Source organism: Nostoc sp. (genome assembly GCF_036917615.1).
Classification (GTDB): domain Bacteria; phylum Cyanobacteriota; class Cyanobacteriia; order Cyanobacteriales; family Nostocaceae; genus Nostoc.
This window is the reverse complement of the sequence record NZ_JBALCZ010000092.1, coordinates 32,216-55,356: the sequence shown is the minus strand read 5'-3', so window position 1 is coordinate 55,356 and position 23,141 is coordinate 32,216. Positions and strand designations below refer to the sequence as shown.

Sequence of the window (23,141 nt, the reverse complement as noted above, 5' to 3'; positions counted from 1 at the left end):
TGGTTTAGCCCTAACTACCGAGAAGATTTTATGCCTATTGTTGATTCTAATGTGCTAGCTAAATTCTACCGATGTACCCAAAATGCGCCTTTGGGCTGTCGAAAGCCGATAGAAACTACTGAGAAGATACCGGGTGCCAAGTTTTGTATGGAATGCGGATTCCCCACTACATTGCCAGTTCAGACTGAACTCCGGGGCAGCTTAGGCACTTATCGCATTTCAGAAATGCTTAGATCTCAGGGAATGGGACGGCTTTACAGAGGAACTCAGACCAACAATGGTCAATCCGTTGTGGTGAAAGAGTATTTGCTGCCTAAGCAATATTTTAATGCTGTGGAAGCACAACAGCGCAGAACAGCCTTGGGTCAAGTGGCTAAGGGCAATTTGACCACCCCGAAGGGTCGGGAGTTTCGGTTGGTCAGTCCATCAGAGACCATTGCTGATCCATCCAGCGATCGTGTCTATCTGATTTTTTCAGGCGAAATCGCGACACTTCCTACGCTGAAGCAGGCTTTGAGAGAGACAGGAGCCTTTTCTGCATCGCAAGTGCGACAAGTTCTAAATCAAATATTGCAGTCGCTACATTTCCTCCATAGTCAGCCATCGAGTTTTGCATCTGTTGCAATAGGTTCAGGAACTGCCCACGGCAACTTGAGGCTTGACAGCTTAGTCATAAGTGATAGCGGCTACGTCTATGTCTGCGATCTGGCATCCTGGGAACAGCTTTTTGTCCCTGCCCCGCGCCAAGTGCTGTTACCGGAACAAGACTTAATCGATCTTGGAGCGATCGCGTTTGCTCTCTGGACGGCTGAAGCGATTCACTCTGGTTCTGACGCACCGCTAAATCCGCGCGAGGCTCAACATTGGCCCCAGGATGATCCGCCCCTGAAAGATTTCCTGCTTCGTTTACTAGGGTTAGAAACTCCGTTCAACTCTGCGGCAGAGGCGCGTCAGGCTTTAATTAAACTGCCTCAACCTGAAACGGCTGCTGGTTTTTATAGAAATCTTAGCCCAGAGTCTCCAGCGAAACCGAAATCTCGAAAGTATTGGCTTTTGAGTTTACTTGCTTTGCCTCTATTGGGAGGGCTTTTGTGGTTGCTATTGCCGCGATTCATGTCAAATTCTTACGCAGAGACGAATAGCTTTAAGCATCTTTTGCCATCGTTTGCAGATGTTAATGGTATTCAGCCAGGACAGTATCCCTATACGGGAGAAGGGCTGGGAACTTGGACAACTGTCTTGGACAAGAAGCCCGTGAGCGATCGCAAAATTAGAGCGTTGCTGACTCAGCCCAAGTTGGATATAGCAGCTATTTTTAACTACCGAACTTATGCCCCTCAACGGTCTCCCCTCAACGAAGTTCTCGAAGCGAACGCCAAGGCAAATTTTGCGATCGCCAGTTTATCAACCCAACTACCCGAAGGGTTAATTCCGGAAACGATCGCCTACGATGGTCTTTTAGTCTATGTACCTGCTTATAAAAGTCAAAATCTACCAAGTGCATTGCGAGGCAAAATCAGTCTTGCCCAATTGCAGCAAATTTTTACAGGGCAACTTACCAACTGGAAACAGCTAGGTTCAGATTTTCCTAACTTGCCGATCAAACCCTATCGACCGATGGAACCTGAAGCATTACGCCTATTCCAACAAAAAGTTTTAGGCAACGATCCGAGTCTGATTGCCCAATTTAGCAAGATTGAGCAACGTTCAACCTTTGATACCTTGCGCTCGATCGCAGTTGGAGAAAAGCAGGCTCAAAAAACTGAAGCTGGCTCAATTAGTTTCGGACTATTGACCCAAACCTGGGATCAATGCAAGATTTACCCCCTAGCTATTGCCCAGGAAAATGTAGACCCAGTACAGCCCCTGCTCAGAGAAACCACCAACGGCACAATGCAACCTATTTCTCCATCAGACAATCTCTGTTTAGAGAAAAAGCCCTTACTTAATATATCAGCTTTTCATACAGCAACCTATCCACTCAGCGCACCGTTGATTATTGCCTATCCAAGAGATAATAATTTGCCTGGGAATGTATCAGGACCACTCTTCGCTAATTTTCTCAAAACTCAAGATGGTCAGTATCTCCTTCAGCAAGCGGGTCTTGTGCCGCTGCAAACTCCACCTAAAAACTACACATTATCGTCAGCTATTCTGAATCGTTAGGGAGCGCAATTACTATGGCAATCCAAACTCATCGTTGTCCAGAGCCAAGCTGCTCTTTCTTTAATCAGGTACTGCCGCACAACGCTAATATCTGCCCAATGTGCGGTACTTCCTTAGCACAGGCAGTACAACCACCCCCTGCTATGGTAGCTTCGGCAGCCCGCTATGCTCAAACCTCGGCTCCTTCGTCCCAGTTCTCATCAAAAATCAATAGTCAGGAGCGTCCTCAGTTGAAGTTGCTTCATCCCAGCCAACAAAGTTTTCTATTACTTAGGGAGTCTGGCGTAATCGGTCGTCAAAATCTTTCTAACGGGATGCGGCCTGAAATCGATTTAACGGGACTGCCCCATGCAGGTATCGTCTCTCGCACCCATGCTCATCTCTACTGGGATGTTGCTCGAGAAGCTTACATGATTGTTGATGATAGCCTAAACGGTAGCTACCTCAATGATAAATTATTACCTCGTGGAGCACCCCATCCCTTAAGTCATGGAGATAAATTACAACTAGGTCAAGAGCGGTTGATTTGCTTGCAAGTCGAATTGAACCATACTTCAAGTTAAATTGCAATACATGAGATTCATCTTTTTTTGGTTATTAAGTGAATCTAGAGTTAGAACATTAGTTTTGTAACTTTCTTTTTAGATAAAACAGACACCAGGGTGCTTAAAATATTATTAAACAGCAAAAAGCAGAGCGATCGCTTTGTTCTTTGCTACAATTTCGTAATCCAAAAAGCCGTTAGCAAAACCAGTGGTAAAACTAACGGCATTGAGACATTTAACTGTACTTTATGTTACAGATTTTCCCGTTTGCTTAGATAAACCTTGTCATTCTCCAAAAAGTTAGAAAACCATATCGGAGCTATCTGGTATTTTACCTATTATTATAATGATTTGCTACGGATTTAGGGTTATCTATCCTTACCTATTTAAGACTAATAGACAGTTTTCATTGCTCTAGCTTTGTCTTAAGTAAGTGACATACTCTCAATTAAGATTTTGTATTTTTATCTTGGCGATCAGTTGTTGTTTGCTGGTTGTTTGTTGTACTTTGGTTAAATGGTCTTTCAGCTGTTTCTCTGATTTTCGATTCAGCAATATCGCTTATCTTGTATCTCATTTGATCGGATAGCTTATCAATAATTCCGCCGAAAACTCTAGCAAAAAAGTATCCAATTGATTCCATGATTTTCACCTTGTAGTTTAAATAATATTAGAAAGTAGCTTTAATTTCATGCTAGTTTTTTTGACGATAAAATGTCACTATACTTATGTCTATAAGCAGGGTTATTCCATTTAAATTAAAGCCATTAATAATCTGTATAGTAACTATCTGCTGAACTAACTATTTGCTGGTTTTTATAGGCACAAAGCAGCATAAAAAAACAGTTACACACTAAGCTCGAAATTACATCACTTGGCAACACGTTAGCAAGTAGGGGATCACTTTTGTTTCAGCACCGCCATCATCGCCGCTGCCTCCGCCTTTTTGCCCTTTTTCGCTTCATTTAAGTCAGTTGCGTATCTCTCTGCTATTTTACCCATGACGTTGGCCTCATACACCCTGTAATCTCCGAAAATGTCGTAATCAATTTCATGCTCCTTGTCTTTTCCGGTCTTGTCAATCCACTGACTTTTATTCGCCTCTTGTCCGAGGAAAAGAAGATCGATATTGCCGATTGGAGACTCGACCCAGTAGTGTTTGGTGAAGACCCAATGTTTCCCATTGTCCACATTCCCCGTTGTATTATTCATATCCAACACTTTCCCTCCATTAGGAACAAAGAAATCTCCGCTTTTACAACCAATTTTCACGTTATCGATGCCCAAATATTCTTTGGCAATTTTAACGTAGGCTCTAGCAAGAGTACTGCAATCCCCCTCTTTTTTCGTATTATTTAAAAATCTATCTTCATGTGTTGCATTCATGGTGTATACAAATCCAGAGTTCATAAATTCTTTCTTCAGAGTCTCTAGATTTTTTTTCTCGTTTTCGCCTATATCAATGTTCTTCAACATTTTGGCAGCTAGTGGATAATCCTCAAGAAACTTCTTTCTATTTTGTTCATCTGATTGTCTTTGAGCAGATTCGCCAAGGTCGTTACTACTCCCCTGACTACCTTCTTGCTGTCGTGCCTTACCTTTATCCTTTTGTTGAGTCGTTTGGGTTTGTTGTTCTATTTTTTCTTGTGGTTTTCCTGTATTACTTTTTGCTGCTGCAAGTTGTGTATCTTCTACACCACTCCCATTAAAATCTGCTCCTACTACCTCTGCATGTCTTTGTTGTTGTGTTTGTGAATATAGACTTGTTGAGGAAAGGAGGTTGCGGTTGTTACTACTCAGAATACCTCTACCTCCCTGAGTATTTCCAGTGAGCAGGGGATTTGGATCTCCTCCGAAATTTGCTCCTTCTCTGTTTTTTTTTCTCCTGCGCGAACAACACAGAAAATCTGTCATAATATCCTCAATGTATTAGTGACTGAACTTTTTGTTTATATGTGCAGATGCCTTTTTGGGCTAGATTAATTTCATCTTTATACTGAATTATTTGACATATTCTTCTTTGTCTATCTGCATTATCTTATTAATTTTCATTATTAAATTCTTTTAGACAAAGATATGAATATAGTTCCTTCTAATTCATATTCTTGTTTAGCTTGATCATTTTGATTTTAGTTTTAGAGTATATTTATAGTGTACTGTCAGCCCTTTTTTAAGCATATAGACCTTCGGCTGATAAAATTTCTTTGATCGCCAGATATCCTAAACTGTATACCCGAAGTTTAGGCACAATGAGGATGGCAAACCTAATAAACGAGCAGCCGCAGAAGTATTTAGGTACAGGCTTATCTTTCCCATTGCAAAGCAATATGCAGGGAGGACTGAAGCTAAGTTCTGAAGCTCAGAAAGTCAAAGAGGCAATCTGGTTAATTTTGCGTACCGATTTAGGCGAACGTTTATACCGTCCTGATTTTGGCTGTCGCTTATCAGAACTAGCTTTTGCCCCCTTAAATAACGATACTTTACTAAGAATTCGGATCTACGTACTGGAAGCATTACAAAAATGGGAGCCTCGAATTGACATTGATGAAGTTCGCGCAGATCCCGACACAATTACTGGGCGCGTCAATATTCTCATTGACTATCGCCTCAAATCTCATCCCGACCCCTACAGTTTTGTCTACCCGTTTTATTTAGTTTCAGAGGTGGAGAATAGTGAACTTTGACTTTTTACCTCGGCTTCCCAGTTCTCGGCTGGACGATCGCAACTTTGACGATTTAGTAGAAGAATGCCTACTGCGTATTCCCCGCTATTGTCCAGAGTGGACGGATCACAATCTCAGCGATCCTGGCATTACCCTAGTCGAGCTATTTGCTTGGCTCACCGACCAGATGCTGATGCGATTCAATCAGGTTCCCCGTAAAAACTATATAGCCTTTCTAGAACTCTTAGGAATCCGTCTACAGCCACCGACGCCAGCTCATGTTAGGCTGACTTTCTACCTCAGCACTCATTTACTAGAAAACTATACCATTCCACGCGGAACAGAAGTTGCAACAGAGCGCACTGAAACTCAAGAAGCTATTATTTTTACTACTGATCGAGACCTGTTAATCGCTCAACCGACCTTAAAACATATTTTGACTGCACCAGAGGCGGGTAATACTCCTGAATCGCTCCATAACCACACCGGGGAATGGCATCATCAACATGACGGTCTTGCAGTGACTCACGAATTCAAACTATTTCCGCAAAAGCCGCAGTCTGGCAATAGCTTTTATCTTGTGATTGAGCCTGATACCCCTTTGCAAGGAAATGTGTTGCAGATCGCCTTCACAGGAGCGCAAGGTACGCCTACAGGCATCGATCCAAAGCATCCTCCCCGCAGTTGGGAAGCTTGGGACGGCGAATCATGGATAAAGGTGCTCTTACAGGAAGCAGACGACACCACCAATGGCTTTAGCTTTAACGAGAATGCGAGAAATGGCGATCGCTCTAAGCAGAATGGTAATGTGATTCTACATCTGCCCGAACGCTGGCCTGCATCCAGTTTTGATGCCTATCAAGGTCGTTGGATTCGCTGCACCCTCACTGAATCTGGCGCAGACCAGCCAGGATATGCAAATTCTCCTCGGATTAAAACAATTGCGATGTATGCCATTGGCGGATCGGTACAGGCTAGCCAGTGCGTTCTGATACAGGAGGAAATATTAGGTCTCAGCAACGGCAAGCCAGGGCAGAGCTTTGAAGTTGAGACCGCGCCCATTCTGGAGCGCCGGGGAGAGGAGCAACTGCTTGTTCTTCCTCTGGGAAAGCCCCCCGAAATCTGGCAGGAGGTTGAAGACTTTGCTGACTCAAACCCCCAAGATCGGCATTATGTGATTGATGTATTGGCAGGCACTATTCAGTTTGGACCATTGATTCGCGAACCTCAAACGCTGAAAAAGCAAACGCAAACCCGTTCCTATTTACAGCAAGTGCTGCCAGTAGAGCGATCGCCCGGTCGAAACCTTCACGATCAAATGATTGAGCAACAGTATGGGGCAATTCCTCCCCATGGTGCTGAAATTATGTTTACCTATCGTACCGGGGGCGGTAAACAGGGAAACGTGCGGGCGAAGACGCTGAGTTTTATGAAGACGGCAATTCCTTATATAGACCGCGTAACCAATCATCATGCTGCCGTTAACGGTGCCGATGCCGAGTCTCTGGAACGAGCCGTCTTGAGAGCGCCTCAAATGCTGCGATCGCACGATCGAGCCGTCACTGCTTCAGATTTTGAAGCCTTAACTCTCAAAGGCAGCGGCGGTGCGATCGCCCGCGCATTGTGCTTACCGATGTCCGCCAGCCAAACTGCCGGAAGCGTCAGCGTCTGCGTCGTGCCTCAAGCTAATACCGACCTGATTGACTTAGGACAGGGAATTGCTCCAGACAACTTCAATTTAAATTCGGCTCTGCGCGATCGGGTCTTGCACTATCTAGACGAAAGACGTTTGCTAGGCATTCAGGTGCAACTACAGCAGCCCAACTATGTTGGCATATCGGTTCAAGCCGAAGTCACCTTAGAGCCTGCCTATAAAAACCCAAGCGCTCAAGCCGAGATTATCCAGAAACTAAAAGTTGCGCTCTATCGCTACCTCAATCCTTTAACTGGTGGTCCAGAGATGACGGGCTGGCCCTTTGGTCGCCCTCTTTATCCGTCAGACATAATGGCTCTCCTTCAGCAAATAGCAGGAATTCAATATTTGGGCGCTATCTTGCTGTTTCCTATTCAAAAAAATGGGGAATCTTGGCAGCGGCAAACAACACCTGTAAACTACATAGATCCCGGCTCCTTCGGTTTACTCTGCTCCTGGGCAGATCCGCAGGCGCGCACAGGACATAGTGTAAATGTTTTGACAGACCAATCTGCGGTGAGGATTTAGGGTATGGTGCCAGTACTTACCTCCAAATCAGCCAGTCTTCATATCTCTCCTATGCAGATTTCTGCGACCACCTCCCAAGGAGGCAGTCGGATGCTGGGAGTTGAAGCCACAAAAGGCTCGCAACCGCAATCTGAAATTGTGGTTTATCCGGGAGAACTCTGCCGGGTTGTCCTTGAGATTAAAAACTGGGAGTCTCAACCTCAAAACCTCACCTTAAAGCTAGATGGGACGTTTCCTTTGGAATGGTGTCAGGTACAGACGGATGTTGAGAGCGCACCTCAATTCGGGACAGCCCAAGAACAGAACTCAGTGGCGCAAACGTCAGGCACTGCAATGGAGACTGCGATCAACCTTGTAACGCTAGAAGTGGCTGCCAAGAAAAGCAGACATGCTGACTTATGGTTTCTGATTCCTAACGATTTTTTTGAGGGTCAAGATGCTCTTCAGGGGAGCAAGGAAAAGCAACTCAACTTTCGAGGTTGTCTGTCGATTTATGCTAGCCAAAGCCTGAGTCAAGGGTCAAGTCTAGATCCGATTCAAGAATCCAACTTTGAGCTAAATGTTCGACCACGAAGCAGCTATACTGCTTTTTTGCCGATAGTTTATCAAGAAGTTGACTATATTCATCGCTTCATCAAAATTTTTGAGCAAGCGTTCGATCCGGTAGTGAATAGCTTCAGTTCAATGTGGGCCCATCTAGACCCGCTGACTGCACCTGAGGCGCTCCTGCCGTTTCTAGCTCACTGGGTAGACTGGCCAATTGATGCACAGCTAGATTTAACCCATCAAAGGCGGCTAATTCGACGCGCCGTAGAAATTTATCGCTGTCGCGGAACCCGTAAGGGACTTCGATTTTATCTACATTTATATACGGGTTTACCGCTCGACGAACAAATTGACCGGGAAGAAGATAAATCAATCAGCATCACTGAACCCTTTGGTCAAGGATGTTTATTTGGATTGGCCTATGTAGGCGAAAATGCGATTATCGGCGGTGGCAAGCCTTATTACTTTGATGTGCGCTTGCGCGCCCAGCCGAACAGCCCAATCGACGAGCAGCTTGTCCGGCGAATAATCGATCAAGAAAAACCTGCATTCTGCTCCTACAGCCTGCGGATAGAAACAGAATAGATAAAAACAGACCATTGTTGAGCCTTCACCCAAAACTTATTCAACCGAATTAGTCTATCGCATTGGAGATTTCTTCATGACCCATCCTTTTCCAAATCCAGCGATCGCCCCTATGCAGCGCCAACAAGTTAGAGATGGCTTGCTCCTAACTGCCGAGCGTTGGCAACGCGCCCATGACTATCAGCGCAAACGCCAAAATCTTCACTATCAATCAATCAATCAGCCAGGAATTGTTTGCGGGTTAGGAGTACGGGTAATCCCAGCTCCAGAAGAAGTTGCCGCTCAATATCGAGACAATCGCTGGGTACAAATTCAGCCGGGAATTGCCATCGATCTAGAAGGGAATCCGATTGTCGTGCCTCATCAAATCAATTTTCGGATCGCAACCGAGTTAAAGGATTCAGAACCTGTCACTGTTTATTTAGTTGCTCAGTATCGAGATCCCGATCAGTTGGGGGGAAGCCCCGATCGAGAAGTCGTACAGGAAACCTTCAGAATTGACGAGAGAAGCCGTCCCCCTGAGCGTTCAGATGTGGAGCTTTGTCGTGTCCTGCTGCGACGATCACAACAGGAATTGCTCCGCACACCTGCTGATGTCTTTTTTCCGGGATACGGCGATTTAGATCTACGCTATCGCCGTCAAGCAGAGGCAAGACCCCAAGGCTTGGTTCAAATTGCTGAAATTAACTCTGATGATGAAGACTGTAGCCGAAATTTTTTCAATCTCACCTACTTACTGCGCGCTGTTGAAGATATCTATCCATCTTTAAAAGGTGCAGAAACCGTCGATCGAGTCACTTGGGATGGAGATATCCATCCCTACGAGCTGCTATATCTGACTGGGCATCAGGGTTTATCGCTAAACAACCATCAGTTCTCAATGCTTTCAAGCTACCTGAAGTCGGGGGGCACTTTGCTGGTCGATGCCCCCGTTGAGAGTACAGAACTGATTCAATCAGTCCAGGCACTAGCTCAACATTTGCAGACACCACTAAAGTCTTTACAAGAAGTCCGTCGCGACCATCCCTTGCGGATAAAGCCGTTTCTATTTTCTGCGTTGCCAGTGATGGATGGAACCAGAATTCAACTCTTGTCTGGCGGGGGAATTATTCTGGCGATCGGCAATCTGGGCGGATTATGGGGTTTAGATGAAGAATTGCAGCGATCGCGAACTGACATCAGAACTGCTCAAGAGTTAGGGATAAATATCCTACATTTTGCCTGGAAACGCAAACAGATGATCGATTTACAGTCTGAAGGGGGCGCTATTGCATAAATAAACCCAGTAAGATTAAGAGTTTCAAGTGAAGAAGTATATAAAAATAAACCTGATGCAGCTCTTCTGGGAACTGACTTTTCACGGGATGTAGAAAGGGAAAAGCAATTCCTGCACCAATATAATTAGGTTTTTCTAGTAGGTAATCAGTCGTATCCAGCATACTAGTTAATTTTCCATCGGAAGATGTTGCCCTATTTTCAGTCAAGCTATATTGTCAAGTTATCGTCACACGAATTCACCTTGTAACGATAGCTTGAGAATATATATTTCTAATTTCTTAATAGCTGTGACGGAAATTAACTTATGCGCTTGTAAAAAAGGATTCAGCAGTCTAGATTGTGATTTTCTTCAATACCTAAATAGGTATGCCCTGTACAGTGACTACGGCAGAATTCAGCGCAATAGCAGTAGCAGTCATAGTAATTGCACCAGCTGCATTCATAGTAATTGCACCAGCTGCATCAATAGCAATTACACCACCTGCATTAATAGTAATTATACCACCTGCATCAATAGCAATTGCACCACCTGCATTAATATTAATAGCTCCACCTGCGGTATTAGTAATAGCTCCACTTGCTTTATTAGCAATTGTAGTAGATTCCAAACCTATAGAAAGAGGAGCAGTATTATTAATCATTGTATTAGCTTTGACGTTTACGCTGCCATCAATGTCATTCAAAGTGACGGTTTGCCCCTGAGCAGTCTGTATTTCGATAAATTTTTGTGTATCATTAAAGCTGAGGCGATGGCCAGAACCAGTTGCAGTTCGGACATAATATCCTCGATTTTCAGTACCTTTATCATCATCAACAAATTTTACTATGTGACCAGCACGGGTTTTTATGGTACGTAGTCTCACTTGACCGTTTTGAATTGTGTCATCCACAGTTTCAACTGTTTTATCCTTACCATTCCAAACTCCACCAATAATATAGGGTCGATGAATATCTCCATGCTCAAAGGCAACCAGAACTTCGTCGTCGATCTCAGGCAAGCAATAAAATCCTCTTTCATTGCCTGCTCCTAGCCCTACCACCCTAGCCCAATGGCTTTCATCCTTCATGGTTAAGGTAGGGAATTTTACTTTAACGCGCCCCCAACCTTTTGGATCATTATTATTAGTTACCAAACCGACTAAATGTGTCTGACCAGGCTGAAGATGGGTTTTGGGCGGCAATGTAGAAAGTAAGCTCCCTTCTCTCAGCCCTCGAACTGTAAAATTAGTTGTATAATCCCTATGGATGTAACGGTGACAGGTTCCTGTTATGTAGTATTTGCCGCTATAGCGAGTTCCCATATTTTCAAGTGTAACAACTTTGCCCGGTCGAATTGTAGGGTTTCCCACAGCTTTGGCATCAGCAGTCACAAATTCTCCACCCAGTTCATTACAAAGAGCCTGAGCCATCTGTTTTGCTTCTTTTGGAGTTGCTACAGGTTGGTCTACCACAATCATTTTAGGAGGTTGTTTCATTTTAAACTTCTGACTGGTGCTGCTCCCGTCGCCATTTCCTGTGTCTGTGACCAACTGTTCCTTTGAAGCGGTTTCTGAGATTAACTTTTTATTACCATAATCCCAGCTATTAACTTGAACCGAACTAACTTGTTCAGCACTGGTAACTCTTACATCAAAGCTCGTAATATCTTCAAGCCATTTCAGCTTGAGAAAACCATCACTTTTGGGCTTGCAAAAGTGAATATTATTGTCCTGCACAAAGAGTTCAAACCCTATTTTTGCAGCGCGCTCCCGCAGAAACTCCATATTGGTTTGATTTTCTTGGAAAACATATTCATGGGAGGCACCACTGGCATCCAATTGACCGATTTTAATCTTCGCTTCTTGAGCAACACGTCGCACAATATCGGTATCCGTACAGTTTAAGAAAGATCGGTTGTAGCGACCCCGATGCAATCGATGGGAAACATCATAGCCATGCACGATAATATGGGCTTCAGATGTATGAGAAAATTTGACTTCAATACCTGTAATTTCGCCCTCAATTAACCGCTCTTCTTTTTCAGCCACCTGAAAGTCAAGATCTTCTGTCGTACTAGCCTCAAAACCAATCGAAATTTGATCGCCAATATTAAAGTACTTTTCGTTTTTCCAAGGCTCGCTGTTCTCGCTCGCAGCGACATAGACATTATGGATTTTAATAATAAACATACTTGGCATATGTAAGCTTTCATCCACAACAATTTCCAGAATGTCCTTCATTAGTTCTTCTGGTGCCTTCGCTCCACCCAGTTTGAGTATAGGCTTGGATAAATAAAGGGTTTGACTATTTTTGGTAGGCATTGGAAAATATTCTCAGTGTTGTTAGGTAAAAATTTAGAGGTTGTTCCCTTGACAGGTGGGATAGGTTCTTGGATTGAGATAACCTTTAGCAGGTTTTAGGCTTTAGTAAGTTTGTCATCAATGGCTCCTGGTGTAGGTAGCTTTCCTCCCGGTATATTTTCAGGATCAACTTCTTGGAGCGCAATATTAACGATCGCTTTAACCGGGGTGCCATCAGCCAGAAATAGGGTGAGTCGATAGTTCAAACTCGTCATAACGCAGTGAAAATAGCTATCGTGCCAGGTCAAGATATAGACTGGCGGGCGAGTAAGAGTATTGCTACGAGCCGTTGCACCCTTTTTAATGTTGTTAATATATTCCTTAAGAACAGATGTCTTTTTTTCATAAGTATCAAATAACAAATTCTGTAATGTAAACGAATAGGGTTCTACCCCAGAAAAATTAACCTTTGGCAATAAAGTGGTTCCCCGATTGCCTACATCACTATCCCAAATTATTCGCCGAGTGAAATCAAGTTCTGACGGATTAAACATGAACTCAATATCTTTGGCTTGTCCGCTGGGGTCACTATGAACTATCAATTTTGCTTTTTCAAGTTTCATTGCGTTTTCCTCAACCCTTTGAATGCATTAAAATTACCAGGGTAAACAGCCTACAAATCGTCCCCATCGCTCGCGCTCGTGGACTAGACGGTGGTGCAAAAGCTGCTCGATTTCCTGGGCCAGTTGTTCTAGTACATCTGTTGCCTGTTCAGATTTGGAGGAAGATAGAGCGTGTGCAGAGTCTATCTGATGGGTTGCAATCGTTTGATGCGAAAAGATTCGGTTGCTTTGATGGAAGCCTCTACGTTCCATTTCAGAGTTTAGATGCGGACTGATGCGATCGCAAACGATCTGTGCAAGCAATTCTAAATCTTCTGCTGCTTGCTGAACAGTATTGACGGCTGGAGTTAGGACTTCCTCAAGTATGGGGTTTTGGGGTGCAAAAGTACCTGGTGGAAGCTCACCCTCCTGCTGGGTCAAGTCTTGGGTTAGCGACAGGGCTTTAGCACGTTGGTGATGGCGATCGTTGTCATAAGCCAGTAAGTCTCGAATACTAGACTGTTGTGTCGATTGATCGGTTGGTGTCTTCGCAGCATTACTCCGATTGAGCTGCCGCAATAGGTCATAAATTGTCTTATCTGCTTGGTTGTCTACACTATCCTCAGAAGCGCCGTTAGAGCGCTCTGAAGATTTGGACTCAATAGGGCGGTTAAACTCACTCATGATTAAACTTCCAATTTACGTTCATTTCCAGGCGCTTTCACCAAAATATCCCTTCGCATCCCTAGAGACTGCATCGCCACCAGCAGACTGCTTGCCAATTTTCAAACCCTCAAAGGCTAAAGTTAATTCTTCAACTGCAACCATATTGCCATCAGCCTCTAAACTTGGGAGTTTCCACCCCACTGGAATGGCACCAATCAGACACCAGCTCTTCATAATTTCTCCAGCTTGGTTGTATGTCAAAATAGTCACGTTGCGTCGCCGCGTTTTTTGCTCAAATAATTCGCTTAACCACTCCGAAAAGGTATGGTCGTCAGTTGTCCCCCGCTTTAGTGTGATATCTGAAAAACGAGTGTGTCCTAAACTAATTCTTTGCTGATCGTTTACGCCACCCTCTTGATATACTTCCTTTTCCACTTCAATACTGATGCCTGAACATTCTGAAAATGAGGCAACTATATTTTTTCCGATTTCTATATAGAATCGGTTGGTTGTAACGTAGTTCTCAAAGTGAGAATTGGATTGTTGTGTAGCCATTTTATTGTCTTCCTGTACTAGAGTTACCGATTCTTTCTTTTTGAATTTTGATATCTGCGTTGAGTCGTTCGTAAACGCGATCGCATAATTGATGCATTAGCACCGGATTGTTGAGATATTGTTGAGCTGACTGTGCCAGACGGTTATACTCAAAATCTGTGTAGGTTAAGTTTGTATGACGAGAGTTTTGGGACATGGACATCACCGAATCATTGATGGGCGTTAACTTCCCAAGGACAGGCTCAGACGACCGCTACGCTAAAATGTGCGTAAGTCGGTGGGTAAGCCCATATTAGGGTGGGTAATGAAGCATGAAAACAGACAAACGTCGCATTTCAAATCCCAAAAGGCAGTTACTTAAAATTACTTCCAACTTTGAATCAGCATCTGGGCATCCTTAAAAAAGTGGCTTGTCTGGGAAATTTGTTCAGCCATAGCGATCGCATTGCGAAATTTACCATTTCTAGCCAACTCTTTGGCAAAAGAAAGTCGACAATGATCCAACTCCCGCAGTTTTTTCTGATACTGCTCCGAGCTAGGCTCCTCTTCTAAAACCATCACGTTATCAGTAGAACGATTGATGGGGCTTGAAGATGGCTGTTCTAAAGTCTTCACCACAGCTAGCTGCCTGCCCAGATGAAAACGAGATTGTAGTTGCTTTAGGTCAATCTTCCTCCAGATTGAATGAAAAAATTGCCCTGTGCTACTTATAAAGCGCGAGGTAAACGAGCCTGATGTCTGAAACATATCCCAAAAAGTACTTGGATGGAATAGTTGAACATGCGCCCGATTTTTTGGTACAATCTCCGCAGGCATTAACACTGAAGATTGTGGCATCCTCGATTGGAAAACCGTTTGATCCAGCTCGGTAGACAATGGCGGCATTGCTTGATAAACCGTTCGATCTGCTGGATTATGAATGGCTGAGTCCGAGTATTGGACAATAGTCCGATCTGTTAGGTTTTGAATGACCGAATCTGAATATTGAACACTGGTGTTGTCATGATTTTGAACTAGAGCAACCCCAGCAGCATTAAGATTTTTAGAATCATTCTCTAAGGAAAATTGAGCAATGGAATTTGGCTTAAGCCTTACTGCCTCAACGGTTTGGTTAGGTTGGGATGAAGACCCGATCCCTTCTACCATTCCAGATTTTTGCGGCGAGAGAGATACATGATTGACCAATACTACCGAAGGAGGAGAATATTGGGGGCTTGGGTTCGGTGGTATTTGCCAAACGGTCTTGTCATTTCCTGCTTCTGGAAGAGGACTTGCCACTTGCAAGATAGTCATATCTTCAGAGATTTTTGCTGACAATGGTTCTGCGTTGATGTCGGTATTTATTGCAATTTGAGAAGGTCTGACCGATGGAATTTTGACTGAGTGAGTCCCAGTCCATTCAGGCTGGGGCAATATGTAATCGGTCACTTCTACCTGTTTGAGTGCCTCCCGTAACTTTTGCTCTGAAGGGTCAAGATCGTTGGATGGATTCTGCATAGAGGGCTGTCTCATAATCATTAAGTGTATAGGTTAAGACATCAATAAACATTTATTTTTTAGACGATAAGTCTAGAAAATATTGGTTGGTTTTGCACCCTTCTGAGTGCCTATCCAATTAGCACAACCTTGAAAGAAGATAATCTCAAATCGGGGCAGAGGGAGAAATGCAGAAAACAGCCATACTTTTAAGCAACTATTTAGATATAGACTATATAACTCTATATAAGGGAAGTTTAAAGCAGAAGAGATCAGACAGAAGTCTGATTCTGATTTCCTTACATATCCCTCAGGGAAAATGCAGGGCTATTTCATTAGACCTCTTGCAAAAGTCCCAAGTGCGTGGGACAAGTTAGGTAAGAGTTGGGTAGAATTGATGACCTACTTTCCAAGTGAAGAGCTTAAAACCAGAAGAGTTTACAGCAATGTGTGTTGTACGCCAGGAGACTTTTAAGCAGATGTTAGAGGTAGTGCGAACGCCAAGGCTTGTAAAACAAAAAACTTTCCCGCCCAAGTAAACTCAGCCTGGAAAATCAATTGTTGAGATAAATATCAATAGTAAGTAGAGTATAATACCCTACTTACTTTAATGATCTACCTTGCTGCCGTAGGCATACCCAAATGCGATCGCAACACAATTGCAGATATAATTATCAGTCTGTTGGAACGCTTTGGGTTAAAATTTTCATCACTTTGCCTGGTTCAGAAGCACGTAAAAGTGGACTCCACTCGCTAATTTGTGCAAAACCTATTCTATATATTTGGTATTTATTCAAAGGCGAGTACCTTAATAGATTCAAAGTGTGGTATACTTTTTAGTGCTTTGATATCTTTCAGAAAGCTGGGTAAATATTGGGTATTCACTCTTTCTCAAGTTCTGCTAATGCTTCTTTAAGGTTCAGTGGTTTTTCATCTTGCACTTCCTTCATCGCCAGAATTAGTCGTTCATCCTCAATAGCTTCTAGCAGACGTTGATAATCATGGAAATCTATAACTACTTTCCTGATGTTACCTTCAGTACCAGTGATTAGTTCTTGAGCAAATGGATATTTATCAGCTTTCATCTGGGTTTTGGCTTGTGAGTCTTAAATAAACATCGCAACTCATTCTATTATCTCAGTTTGATTTTCCTAATTGAGAATATTATTTGTTCAAAATCTGCAAAGCAATGTCTACGATGGCCTACACCTACGCACTTTGACGTTAAGTTTCTTGAACTTAAAGATTTATCATAAAGATTCAGTGTCTTTTACTGCCAAAAACTCATGTAATTCTTCTATAGTGAGTGAAGGATAGTAAATATCAGGTTCTATTTTATAGACTGACAAAAAAGAGGCGATCGCTTCATTAAGTTGGTTGATTGCTGCTTCTTGATTTATCCCTTGTCCTACGAGTCCATTTTCTAAGCATAAAGCAACCCAGTAACCTGCACTCTTTCGCAAAACTTTTGTGTAAAAGTCCATAAATGTTTATTAGTGAGAGAATAGCTGAAGCAATATTTAATTTTGGCAACTATTCATGATCCAAAACTAGCCACTTCCACAGGACGTTCAACAGCTAATTTTTTCCGGTTAGTTTTGATTTGTTCAATTTTGTGAAGAGTTTCAGCAGTTAAATAACTTTCGCCGCAAAGAGTACAGGTTATCACTGGAATGTTTTCTATTACTAGCAGGTCTTTACCCTTACCGTAAGTTCTAGTAATTTGACGGATTTTGACACCTTCACTTCCACAAAGATCACACAGCATTTCCCACTTTCCTGATATTAGGGTATGTATACAGTAATGATAACAAGTTTTCCAGTTGGACTTAGCTTGGCAATTATTTCGACTTCCCCTGCATCAAGAGTTAAACCTCTGATGCGATATTTAGATTCTGCTGTAACTTTATCTTTTTGACGTTCGAGTATTTCGCCTGTGAGGATACCTTGTTCAATGTCATAGATTGTTAGATTATCATCGCTCATTTCTTCTTCAGCGTGTAGCGTCATTAAATACTGACGAGAAGAAACTTTATCCCGCATTTGTTGCAAAATTTCATCGAACAAGATGGTAATCTCAGACTAATTAGACTTTAACAGTTTACAGCGATCGCATACATGCATTGACCTCTCCCCCAACCCCTCTCCGAAGCGGAGAGGGGAGCCGGATTTCTCCCCCTTCCCTCGTAGGGAAGGGGGTTGGGGGGTTGGGGGGTTGGGGGATTAGGTCTGTGTGCAAAGTGCGAGGGTGCGATCGCGCTTTTACGACAATTAAAGGAGCGACTACACTCTTAATCAACTCATAAATAAGAGTTTCAGAGAATTTTTGCCTAAATCCTACAGCTATTATAACTCTCAAACCCTAGTATTAATCTTTCCAGCCTATATTATATACTTTACTATATAATCTATACTCTAATATATAGAATATATTTAATGACCACTGTATTTTCTAAAATAAGTAATATAAAGATTGTTGTAAAATTTTACATATTTATAATAAAAATATTATAGTGGAAGAAGGCTGACCTCACGGATTTAACAGTTATCTGCAAGTACTATGTGAGCTAGCCCACCTAAACAACACTCTAATTGTATTTTTATGGGAACAATGGAAACTGCTTCTCTCAAAGACGTGGGGATACATCTGGGGGATACTCCGAGAGAACGTGGCTCTGGGCACGTATCTATGCTCGATATCGTTGAATACTTTGATCAGAAATCAGGGTTTATACCCTAAGACGAGTTTCCAGATAGTTGGGAATCTAAGGGATCTAAGTACTTTGTGGCACTAAATAACGCTTTTAATAGCGGCTACATATTAAAAGGTATGTTCTTGAAGAGAGAATATTACGGCATTCCATCACTGCCTAAGCAAGAACTAATTTCTCTAAAAGATCAATTTAGACAGCTTAGAGATCCAGATGAAAAGCGGGAATTAATGAACAGACTTATAGAGAAACAAGTATCTTCCTCACAAACACCCCTAGCTATTAATCAGGTTTTGCCAGTATCTAATAATCTAAGCAAAGAGGTGGTTGTAAAACAATCCTCTGAACTCCAGATAACTTTAGAAAATTTAAAAAATATTAAAGAACAAAAAAAGAAAACTATCCAAGAAGAAGAAAATAAAATTCCCGATTTGGAAGAAAAGCTGATAAGGCAAAAGCAGATTGTCAAAGACTTAAAAGACGACCTTGAAAAGTTTGTCACAGAATTGAAATTTAACTTAAAAGACTTTTAATTTCCTCATCAGTAAAACCAAATTGCCTAAAAATACGCAAAACATAACCAGGAGACATTTCTCTTGCACCCATATCTATAGGAACTACTCTCCTTTTACCATCAACTTCACGAGTATATAAACAATGGTCGCCTTTTCCTTCTCTATGAAATGTGCAACCTGCTTGTTCTAAAAGCTTAATTAACTCCTTTGGTTTCAGGGAAGGTATATTTTTAGGCATAGACCTTCCTTAATTCATATATCTCTAAATCTTGTTCTTTTTCTTCAAAAGATAAAAATTCATGTAATTCATCTATTGAAATGGAAGATTTATAAATATTACTTTCAGACTCATAAACCACTTCAAAGGATTCAATTGCTTCTTTCAGTTTTTTAATTGCATCTTCTTGAGTATTTCCCTGCCCGACAATACCATTTTCTAAACATAAAGCAACCCAATAGCCAGAATCTTTTCGGAGTACAACGGTGTAAAAATTCATTCTTTCCTCCAAATTAATAGTTATTTTTTAATGTTTCTTCTAATGTAAAAGGAGATTCTTTAGGAAAGAAATTTAATTTAATTCCTGTTTCATCAGATGCTTTGAGACAAGCTTTGTGATAACAATCTTCAAATACTTCTGCAAGTAGAGGTTGCAAACTCGGACTATCTTCTAATAATGTTTCAATGCAGATACGTTGTTCAGAAATGGTGCTGCGCCAACTTTCACTACGTTTTTCTGGTTGATATTGCCATTTCAGCAAGTGCATTAATAGCACAATTAATCGATTTGTTAACTCGCGTTTTTCACTTCTCCCCATGCTTTCAATTTCTTCAATTAGATTAGGTATATCTATTTCATTAAAATTATTTTCTTTTAACTGTTGGGCAATGGTTTGTGTCCACAAGTAAAAGTCTTGTTCATAGAGATTTTGTTCATTTATAAAAGATGGACTGGTCATTAATATTCCTCTGGGAAATGCTAAATATTAGGTGGGCATAACACCCACCTAATTAAACTATACCAACAAAGCCTTCTGCTCCTTAGAAATCACGCGCCCTTCATCCTCAAAACCGAGGATTTGATCAAAGTTCAAATACTGATACAAATCATCCGCAAAAGGCTCAATTCTACTCGCCACAATATCCAAATATTCTTGCACTGTCGGAAGCCGTCCCAGCAGCGCACAAACTGCGGCTAATTCTGCTGAACCAAGATACACTCGCGCATCTTTACCCATGCGATTATTGAAGTTGCGGGTAGAGGTAGAAAACACTGTTGTACCATCAGCAACTCGCGCCTGATTTCCCATGCACAAACTGCATCCTGGTATTTCTGTCCGCGCACCCGCAGCCCCAAAAATGCTGTATACACCTTCTTCTTTAAGTTGGTGTTCATCCATGCGGGTTGGTGGTGAAATCCACAGGCGAGTTTTCACTTCCCCGACGCCTTCTAAAACTTTCGCTGTTGCCCGATAATGACCAATATTTGTCATACATGAACCGACAAATACTTCTTGCACTGGATCATTAGCAACTTCCGATAATAATTTTACATTATCGGGGTCATTGGGAGCAGCAACAATTGGTTCTTTGATTTCGTTCAAATCAATTTCAATTATTTCGGCATACTCCGCATCGGCATCACCTTCCAATAACACCGGATTTGCTAACCATTCTTCCATCTTTGCCACACGGCGCAGCATGGTACGCGGATCATCATAGCCTCGTGCTATCATATTTTTCAGCAGCGCTACGTTAGAACGCAGATATTCCGAAATTGTCTCTACACTCAGCTTAATTGTAGATCCGGCACAAGAACGCTCGGCACTAGCATCGGTGAGTTCAAAGGCTTGTTCAACTTTTAAATCTGGCAAACCTTCTATTTCCAGAATTCGCCCAGAGAAAACGTTTTTCTTATTTTGCTTCTCTGCTGTCAGCAAACCTTTTTGAATTGCCACGTAGGGAATGGCATTCACCACATCCCGCAGGGTGATACCTGGTTGCAATTCACCTTTAAATCTTACCAAAACTGACTCTGGCATATCTAAAGGCATGACACCCAAAGCTGCTGCAAATGCCACTAATCCCGAACCGGCGGGGAAGGAAATACCCAAGGGGAAGCGGGTGTGAGAGTCGCCGCCAGTTCCCACGGTGTCGGGTAGCAGCATCCGGTTTAACCAAGAGTGGATGATACCATCACCAGGGCGTAGCGCGACACCGCCACGGGAGGCAAAGAAGTCGGGGAGTTCGTGATGGGTTTTGATGTCTACTGGTTTGGGATAAGCAGCAGTGTGGCAGAAACTTTGAATCACTAAGTCTGCACTGAAACCAAGACAGGCGAGTTCTTTCAATTCGTCGCGGGTCATGGGGCCTGTGGTATCCTGGGAACCAACGGTAGTGATGATCGGTTCGCAAGATGTGCCGGGGCGCACACCAGGTAATCCGCAAGCTTTACCTACCATTTTCTGTGCTAGGCTGTAGCCTTTACCTGTATCAAAGGCTTGCTGGGGACGGGTGAAAACAGTGCTGGGTTCTAAACCAAGTGCAAGACGAGTTTTGTCGGTGAGGGTACGTCCGATAAGTAGGGGGATGCGTCCACCAGCACGGACTTCATCGAGGATGGTGTCAGGTTTCAGGGCGAAGGTAGAAATGATTTCGCCTGCTTCATTGGTGATTTCGCCTTTGTAGGGATGGATGGTAATTACCATGCCAGTTTCTAGTTTGGTGACATCGCACTGAATAGGCAAAGCACCGGCATCTTCAGCTGTGTTAAAGAAAATAGGCGCGATCGCACCACCTAAAACATAACCCCCAGCGCGTTTGTTTGGTACAAAAGGTATATCATTTCCCATGTGCCACAATACTGAGTTGATGGCAGATTTACGCGAGGAACCTGTACCAACTACATCCCCAACGTAAGCTACAGGATGCCCTTTTTTCTTCAACTCGGCAATGGTTTTCAAACTTCCCGGTTGCCGTGACTCTAACATCACTAAGGCGTGCAAGGGAATATCTGGGCGAGTTGTGGCACTTTGGGCGGGGGATAAGTCGTCGGTATTGGTTTCGCCAGGGACTTTAAAAACGGTGACAGTAATCGCTTCTGGGACTGTGGGACGAATGGTAAACCACTCAGCTTCCGCCCAAGAGTCAATTACCCGCTTGGCGAAAGGATTGGTTTTAGACAACTCCAAAACATCGTGGAAGGCGTCATACACCAAGAGGATTTTGCTTAAGGCGTTGGCGGCATAAGCGGCGATGGGTTCTTTTCCTTGTCCGCCCATCACCAGAGGTGTTTCAGATGAGTCTGAGAGGGATACGGTAGGGAATTGCAGCAAATCGATTAAAGATTGCACATTGTAGCCACCTACCATCGTCCCTAGCAATTCTACCGCTTCTATGCGCGAAATCAAGGGACTAGTGATTTCCTTTTTGGCAATCGCGGTGAGAAATCCAGCTTTGACATAAGCTGCTGGATCTACACCAGGAGAAACGCGATCGCTCAATAGATGCAATAATATCTCCTCTTGACCCTTTGGCGGATTTTTCAGTAATTCGCACAATTGGGATGTTTGGTTTGCATCTAATGGTAAGGAGGGAATTCCCAGTGCCCCTCTTTCGGCAACGTCTTTACGATATGATTCCAGCATTCTTAACTCTACTCCAAATATTTAGCCAAACAAAGTTTTAAGTGTTGATCATCACTTCCCTAGTTTCAGGAGCATTCAACCTCACAAGTCTTTACAGGTGGAATTAACAGCAAGTGAATCTCCTTACTTTAAGTTTTTTGTCTCGCAAGGATTTATAATTCTTACTGTATAGCTATTTTTCCAGATAAAGCTCTTTGAAAATAATTCTCTTTTCATTTTTGTTAACTTGGTACTGTGTCTATTGATCAGATAAAATAATTTATTTGTCCACTGAACTTCAGAAGTTCAGTAAGCCTAAATTTCCAGAGTTCTCATTGCGTCCCGCTCATGATTGAATATGCCCAAAAATTACACAGTAGAAATTCATCATCAAGGCGAAATTCATACCTTGCAAGTTCCTGAAGATAAAACCATTTTATCAGTTGCCGATGCTGCTGGTTTAGATTTGCCGAGTTCCTGTCATGCAGGCGTTTGCACAACTTGCGCCGGTCAAATAAGCCAGGGAACTGTCGATCAAACTGATGGCATGGGCGTTAGTCCTGATTTACAAAAACAAGGTTACGTATTGCTTTGTGTTGCCAAACCCCTTTCTGATTTGCAAGTTCAGACGGAAAAAGAAGATGTAGTTTATCAATTGCAATTTGGTAAAGAGCAATAATCAGTAAACAGTTATCAGTATCCGTGTTGA

The 23,141-nt window shown here is 42.7% G+C and carries 24 protein-coding genes and 1 pseudogene; 9 read left to right on the top strand and 16 right to left on the bottom strand.

The features are described 5' to 3' along the window. Window positions 1-30 precede the first annotated feature (30 nt). The 3 genes and pseudogenes from V7K85_RS34540 to V7K85_RS34530 form a co-directional block, all read left to right on the top strand. Entirely contained in the window at window positions 31-2,166 is a 2,136-nt protein-coding gene (locus tag V7K85_RS34540; RefSeq protein ID WP_334820925.1) for a substrate-binding domain-containing protein, read from the top strand. 14 nt (window positions 2,167-2,180) lie between these two features. Further along, window positions 2,181-2,729, top strand: a complete 549-nt coding sequence (locus V7K85_RS34535) for an FHA domain-containing protein (RefSeq protein ID WP_334820923.1) — start codon at window positions 2,181-2,183, stop codon at window positions 2,727-2,729. A 171-nt stretch (window positions 2,730-2,900) separates the two neighbouring features. Continuing rightward, window positions 2,901-3,077 (top strand): annotated as a pseudogene (locus V7K85_RS34530) (IS1 family transposase); the annotation flags it as partial. An 82-nt stretch (window positions 3,078-3,159) separates the two neighbouring features. Here the strand turns inward: V7K85_RS34530 and V7K85_RS34525 are convergent. Both V7K85_RS34525 and V7K85_RS34520 read right to left on the bottom strand, forming a co-directional pair. Then, window positions 3,160-3,354, bottom strand: coding sequence for a hypothetical protein (locus V7K85_RS34525; RefSeq protein ID WP_334820921.1), 195 nt, complete (start codon window positions 3,352-3,354; stop codon window positions 3,160-3,162). A gap of 257 nt (window positions 3,355-3,611) precedes the next feature. After that, complete coding sequence (locus tag V7K85_RS34520; protein WP_334820919.1) at window positions 3,612-4,625, bottom strand: hypothetical protein; 1,014 nt, start codon at window positions 4,623-4,625, stop codon at window positions 3,612-3,614. 341 nt (window positions 4,626-4,966) lie between these two features. Here V7K85_RS34520 and V7K85_RS34515 point away from each other — a divergent pair, with 341 nt between their 5' ends. The 4 genes from V7K85_RS34515 (at window position 4,967) to V7K85_RS34500 (ending at window position 10,002) form a co-directional block, all read left to right on the top strand. Then, window positions 4,967-5,395, top strand: a complete 429-nt coding sequence (locus tag V7K85_RS34515; RefSeq protein ID WP_334820917.1) for a GPW/gp25 family protein — start codon at window positions 4,967-4,969, stop codon at window positions 5,393-5,395. After that, the gene (locus tag V7K85_RS34510) at window positions 5,385-7,595 is read left to right on the top strand and encodes a putative baseplate assembly protein (RefSeq protein WP_334820915.1); all 2,211 of its coding nucleotides are present in this window, start codon (window positions 5,385-5,387) and stop codon (window positions 7,593-7,595) included. The genes V7K85_RS34515 and V7K85_RS34510 overlap by 11 nt, the downstream gene beginning before the upstream one ends. 51 nt (window positions 7,596-7,646) lie before the next feature. Next, window positions 7,647-8,726, top strand: coding sequence for a phage tail protein (locus V7K85_RS34505; protein WP_334820913.1), 1,080 nt, complete (start codon window positions 7,647-7,649; stop codon window positions 8,724-8,726). A gap of 76 nt (window positions 8,727-8,802) precedes the next feature. Further along, window positions 8,803-10,002, top strand: a complete 1,200-nt coding sequence (locus V7K85_RS34500) for a DUF4159 domain-containing protein (RefSeq protein WP_334820911.1) — start codon at window positions 8,803-8,805, stop codon at window positions 10,000-10,002. Between the two features lie 358 nt (window positions 10,003-10,360). On the opposite strand, the gene V7K85_RS34495 is transcribed toward V7K85_RS34500, so the two are convergent. The 10 genes from V7K85_RS34495 to V7K85_RS34450 form a co-directional block, all read right to left on the bottom strand. Then, window positions 10,361-12,304, bottom strand: a complete 1,944-nt coding sequence (locus tag V7K85_RS34495) for a VgrG-related protein (RefSeq protein WP_334820909.1) — start codon at window positions 12,302-12,304, stop codon at window positions 10,361-10,363. A gap of 95 nt (window positions 12,305-12,399) precedes the next feature. Beyond that, window positions 12,400-12,906 carry a CIS tube protein gene (locus tag V7K85_RS34490; protein ID WP_334820907.1) on the bottom strand — a complete coding sequence of 169 codons (507 nt, stop codon included), beginning with the start codon at window positions 12,904-12,906 and terminating at the stop codon, window positions 12,400-12,402. Between the two features lie 33 nt (window positions 12,907-12,939). Continuing rightward, window positions 12,940-13,569, bottom strand: coding sequence for a hypothetical protein (locus tag V7K85_RS34485; protein WP_334820905.1), 630 nt, complete (start codon window positions 13,567-13,569; stop codon window positions 12,940-12,942). Window positions 13,570-13,590: 21 nt separating this feature from the next. Then, window positions 13,591-14,106 (bottom strand): phage tail protein, encoded by a 516-nt coding sequence (locus V7K85_RS34480; RefSeq protein WP_334820903.1) that lies wholly within the window; start codon window positions 14,104-14,106, stop codon window positions 13,591-13,593. Window position 14,107: 1 nt separating this feature from the next. Then, a complete protein-coding gene (locus tag V7K85_RS34475) occupies window positions 14,108-14,302 on the bottom strand; it encodes a hypothetical protein (protein WP_334820901.1) in 195 nt (64 codons plus the stop codon). Between the two features lie 167 nt (window positions 14,303-14,469). Beyond that, entirely contained in the window at window positions 14,470-15,618 is a 1,149-nt protein-coding gene (locus tag V7K85_RS34470; protein WP_334820899.1) for a hypothetical protein, read from the bottom strand. A gap of 845 nt (window positions 15,619-16,463) precedes the next feature. Then, window positions 16,464-16,667, bottom strand: coding sequence for a hypothetical protein (locus tag V7K85_RS34465; protein ID WP_334820898.1), 204 nt, complete (start codon window positions 16,665-16,667; stop codon window positions 16,464-16,466). A gap of 165 nt (window positions 16,668-16,832) precedes the next feature. Further along, window positions 16,833-17,066: a type II toxin-antitoxin system HicB family antitoxin gene (locus V7K85_RS34460; RefSeq protein WP_334820897.1), complete on the bottom strand. Its 234-nt coding sequence runs from the start codon at window positions 17,064-17,066 to the stop codon at window positions 16,833-16,835. A 53-nt stretch (window positions 17,067-17,119) separates the two neighbouring features. Next, window positions 17,120-17,350 carry a type II toxin-antitoxin system MqsA family antitoxin gene (locus tag V7K85_RS34455; RefSeq protein ID WP_334820896.1) on the bottom strand — a complete coding sequence of 77 codons (231 nt, stop codon included), beginning with the start codon at window positions 17,348-17,350 and terminating at the stop codon, window positions 17,120-17,122. A 17-nt stretch (window positions 17,351-17,367) separates the two neighbouring features. Beyond that, window positions 17,368-17,649, bottom strand: coding sequence for a DUF4258 domain-containing protein (locus tag V7K85_RS34450; RefSeq protein ID WP_334820895.1), 282 nt, complete (start codon window positions 17,647-17,649; stop codon window positions 17,368-17,370). 718 nt (window positions 17,650-18,367) lie between these two features. On the opposite strand from V7K85_RS34450, the gene V7K85_RS34445 reads away from it, so the two are divergent. Next, the gene (locus V7K85_RS34445) at window positions 18,368-18,826 is read left to right on the top strand and encodes a hypothetical protein (protein ID WP_334820894.1); all 459 of its coding nucleotides are present in this window, start codon (window positions 18,368-18,370) and stop codon (window positions 18,824-18,826) included. On the opposite strand, the gene V7K85_RS34440 is transcribed toward V7K85_RS34445, so the two are convergent. From V7K85_RS34440 to acnB, 4 genes are read right to left on the bottom strand one after another with little or no spacing between them, the layout of a single operon-like run. Next, the gene (locus V7K85_RS34440; protein ID WP_334820893.1) at window positions 18,807-19,046 is read right to left on the bottom strand and encodes a type II toxin-antitoxin system HicA family toxin; all 240 of its coding nucleotides are present in this window, start codon (window positions 19,044-19,046) and stop codon (window positions 18,807-18,809) included. The two genes, V7K85_RS34445 and V7K85_RS34440, sit on opposite strands and share 20 nt — an antisense overlap. Then, complete coding sequence (locus tag V7K85_RS34435) at window positions 19,039-19,305, bottom strand: type II toxin-antitoxin system HicB family antitoxin (protein ID WP_334820892.1); 267 nt, start codon at window positions 19,303-19,305, stop codon at window positions 19,039-19,041. The genes V7K85_RS34440 and V7K85_RS34435 overlap by 8 nt, the downstream gene beginning before the upstream one ends. Window positions 19,306-19,318: 13 nt before the next feature. Continuing rightward, window positions 19,319-19,765 carry a DUF29 domain-containing protein gene (locus V7K85_RS34430; RefSeq protein WP_334820891.1) on the bottom strand — a complete coding sequence of 149 codons (447 nt, stop codon included), beginning with the start codon at window positions 19,763-19,765 and terminating at the stop codon, window positions 19,319-19,321. 57 nt (window positions 19,766-19,822) lie between these two features. Further along, window positions 19,823-22,453, bottom strand: coding sequence for a bifunctional aconitate hydratase 2/2-methylisocitrate dehydratase (acnB, locus tag V7K85_RS34425; protein ID WP_334820890.1), 2,631 nt, complete (start codon window positions 22,451-22,453; stop codon window positions 19,823-19,825). 337 nt (window positions 22,454-22,790) lie between these two features. Here acnB and V7K85_RS34420 point away from each other — a divergent pair, with 337 nt between their 5' ends. Then, window positions 22,791-23,111: a 2Fe-2S iron-sulfur cluster-binding protein gene (locus tag V7K85_RS34420; protein ID WP_334820889.1), complete on the top strand. Its 321-nt coding sequence runs from the start codon at window positions 22,791-22,793 to the stop codon at window positions 23,109-23,111. Window positions 23,112-23,141 lie beyond the last annotated feature (30 nt).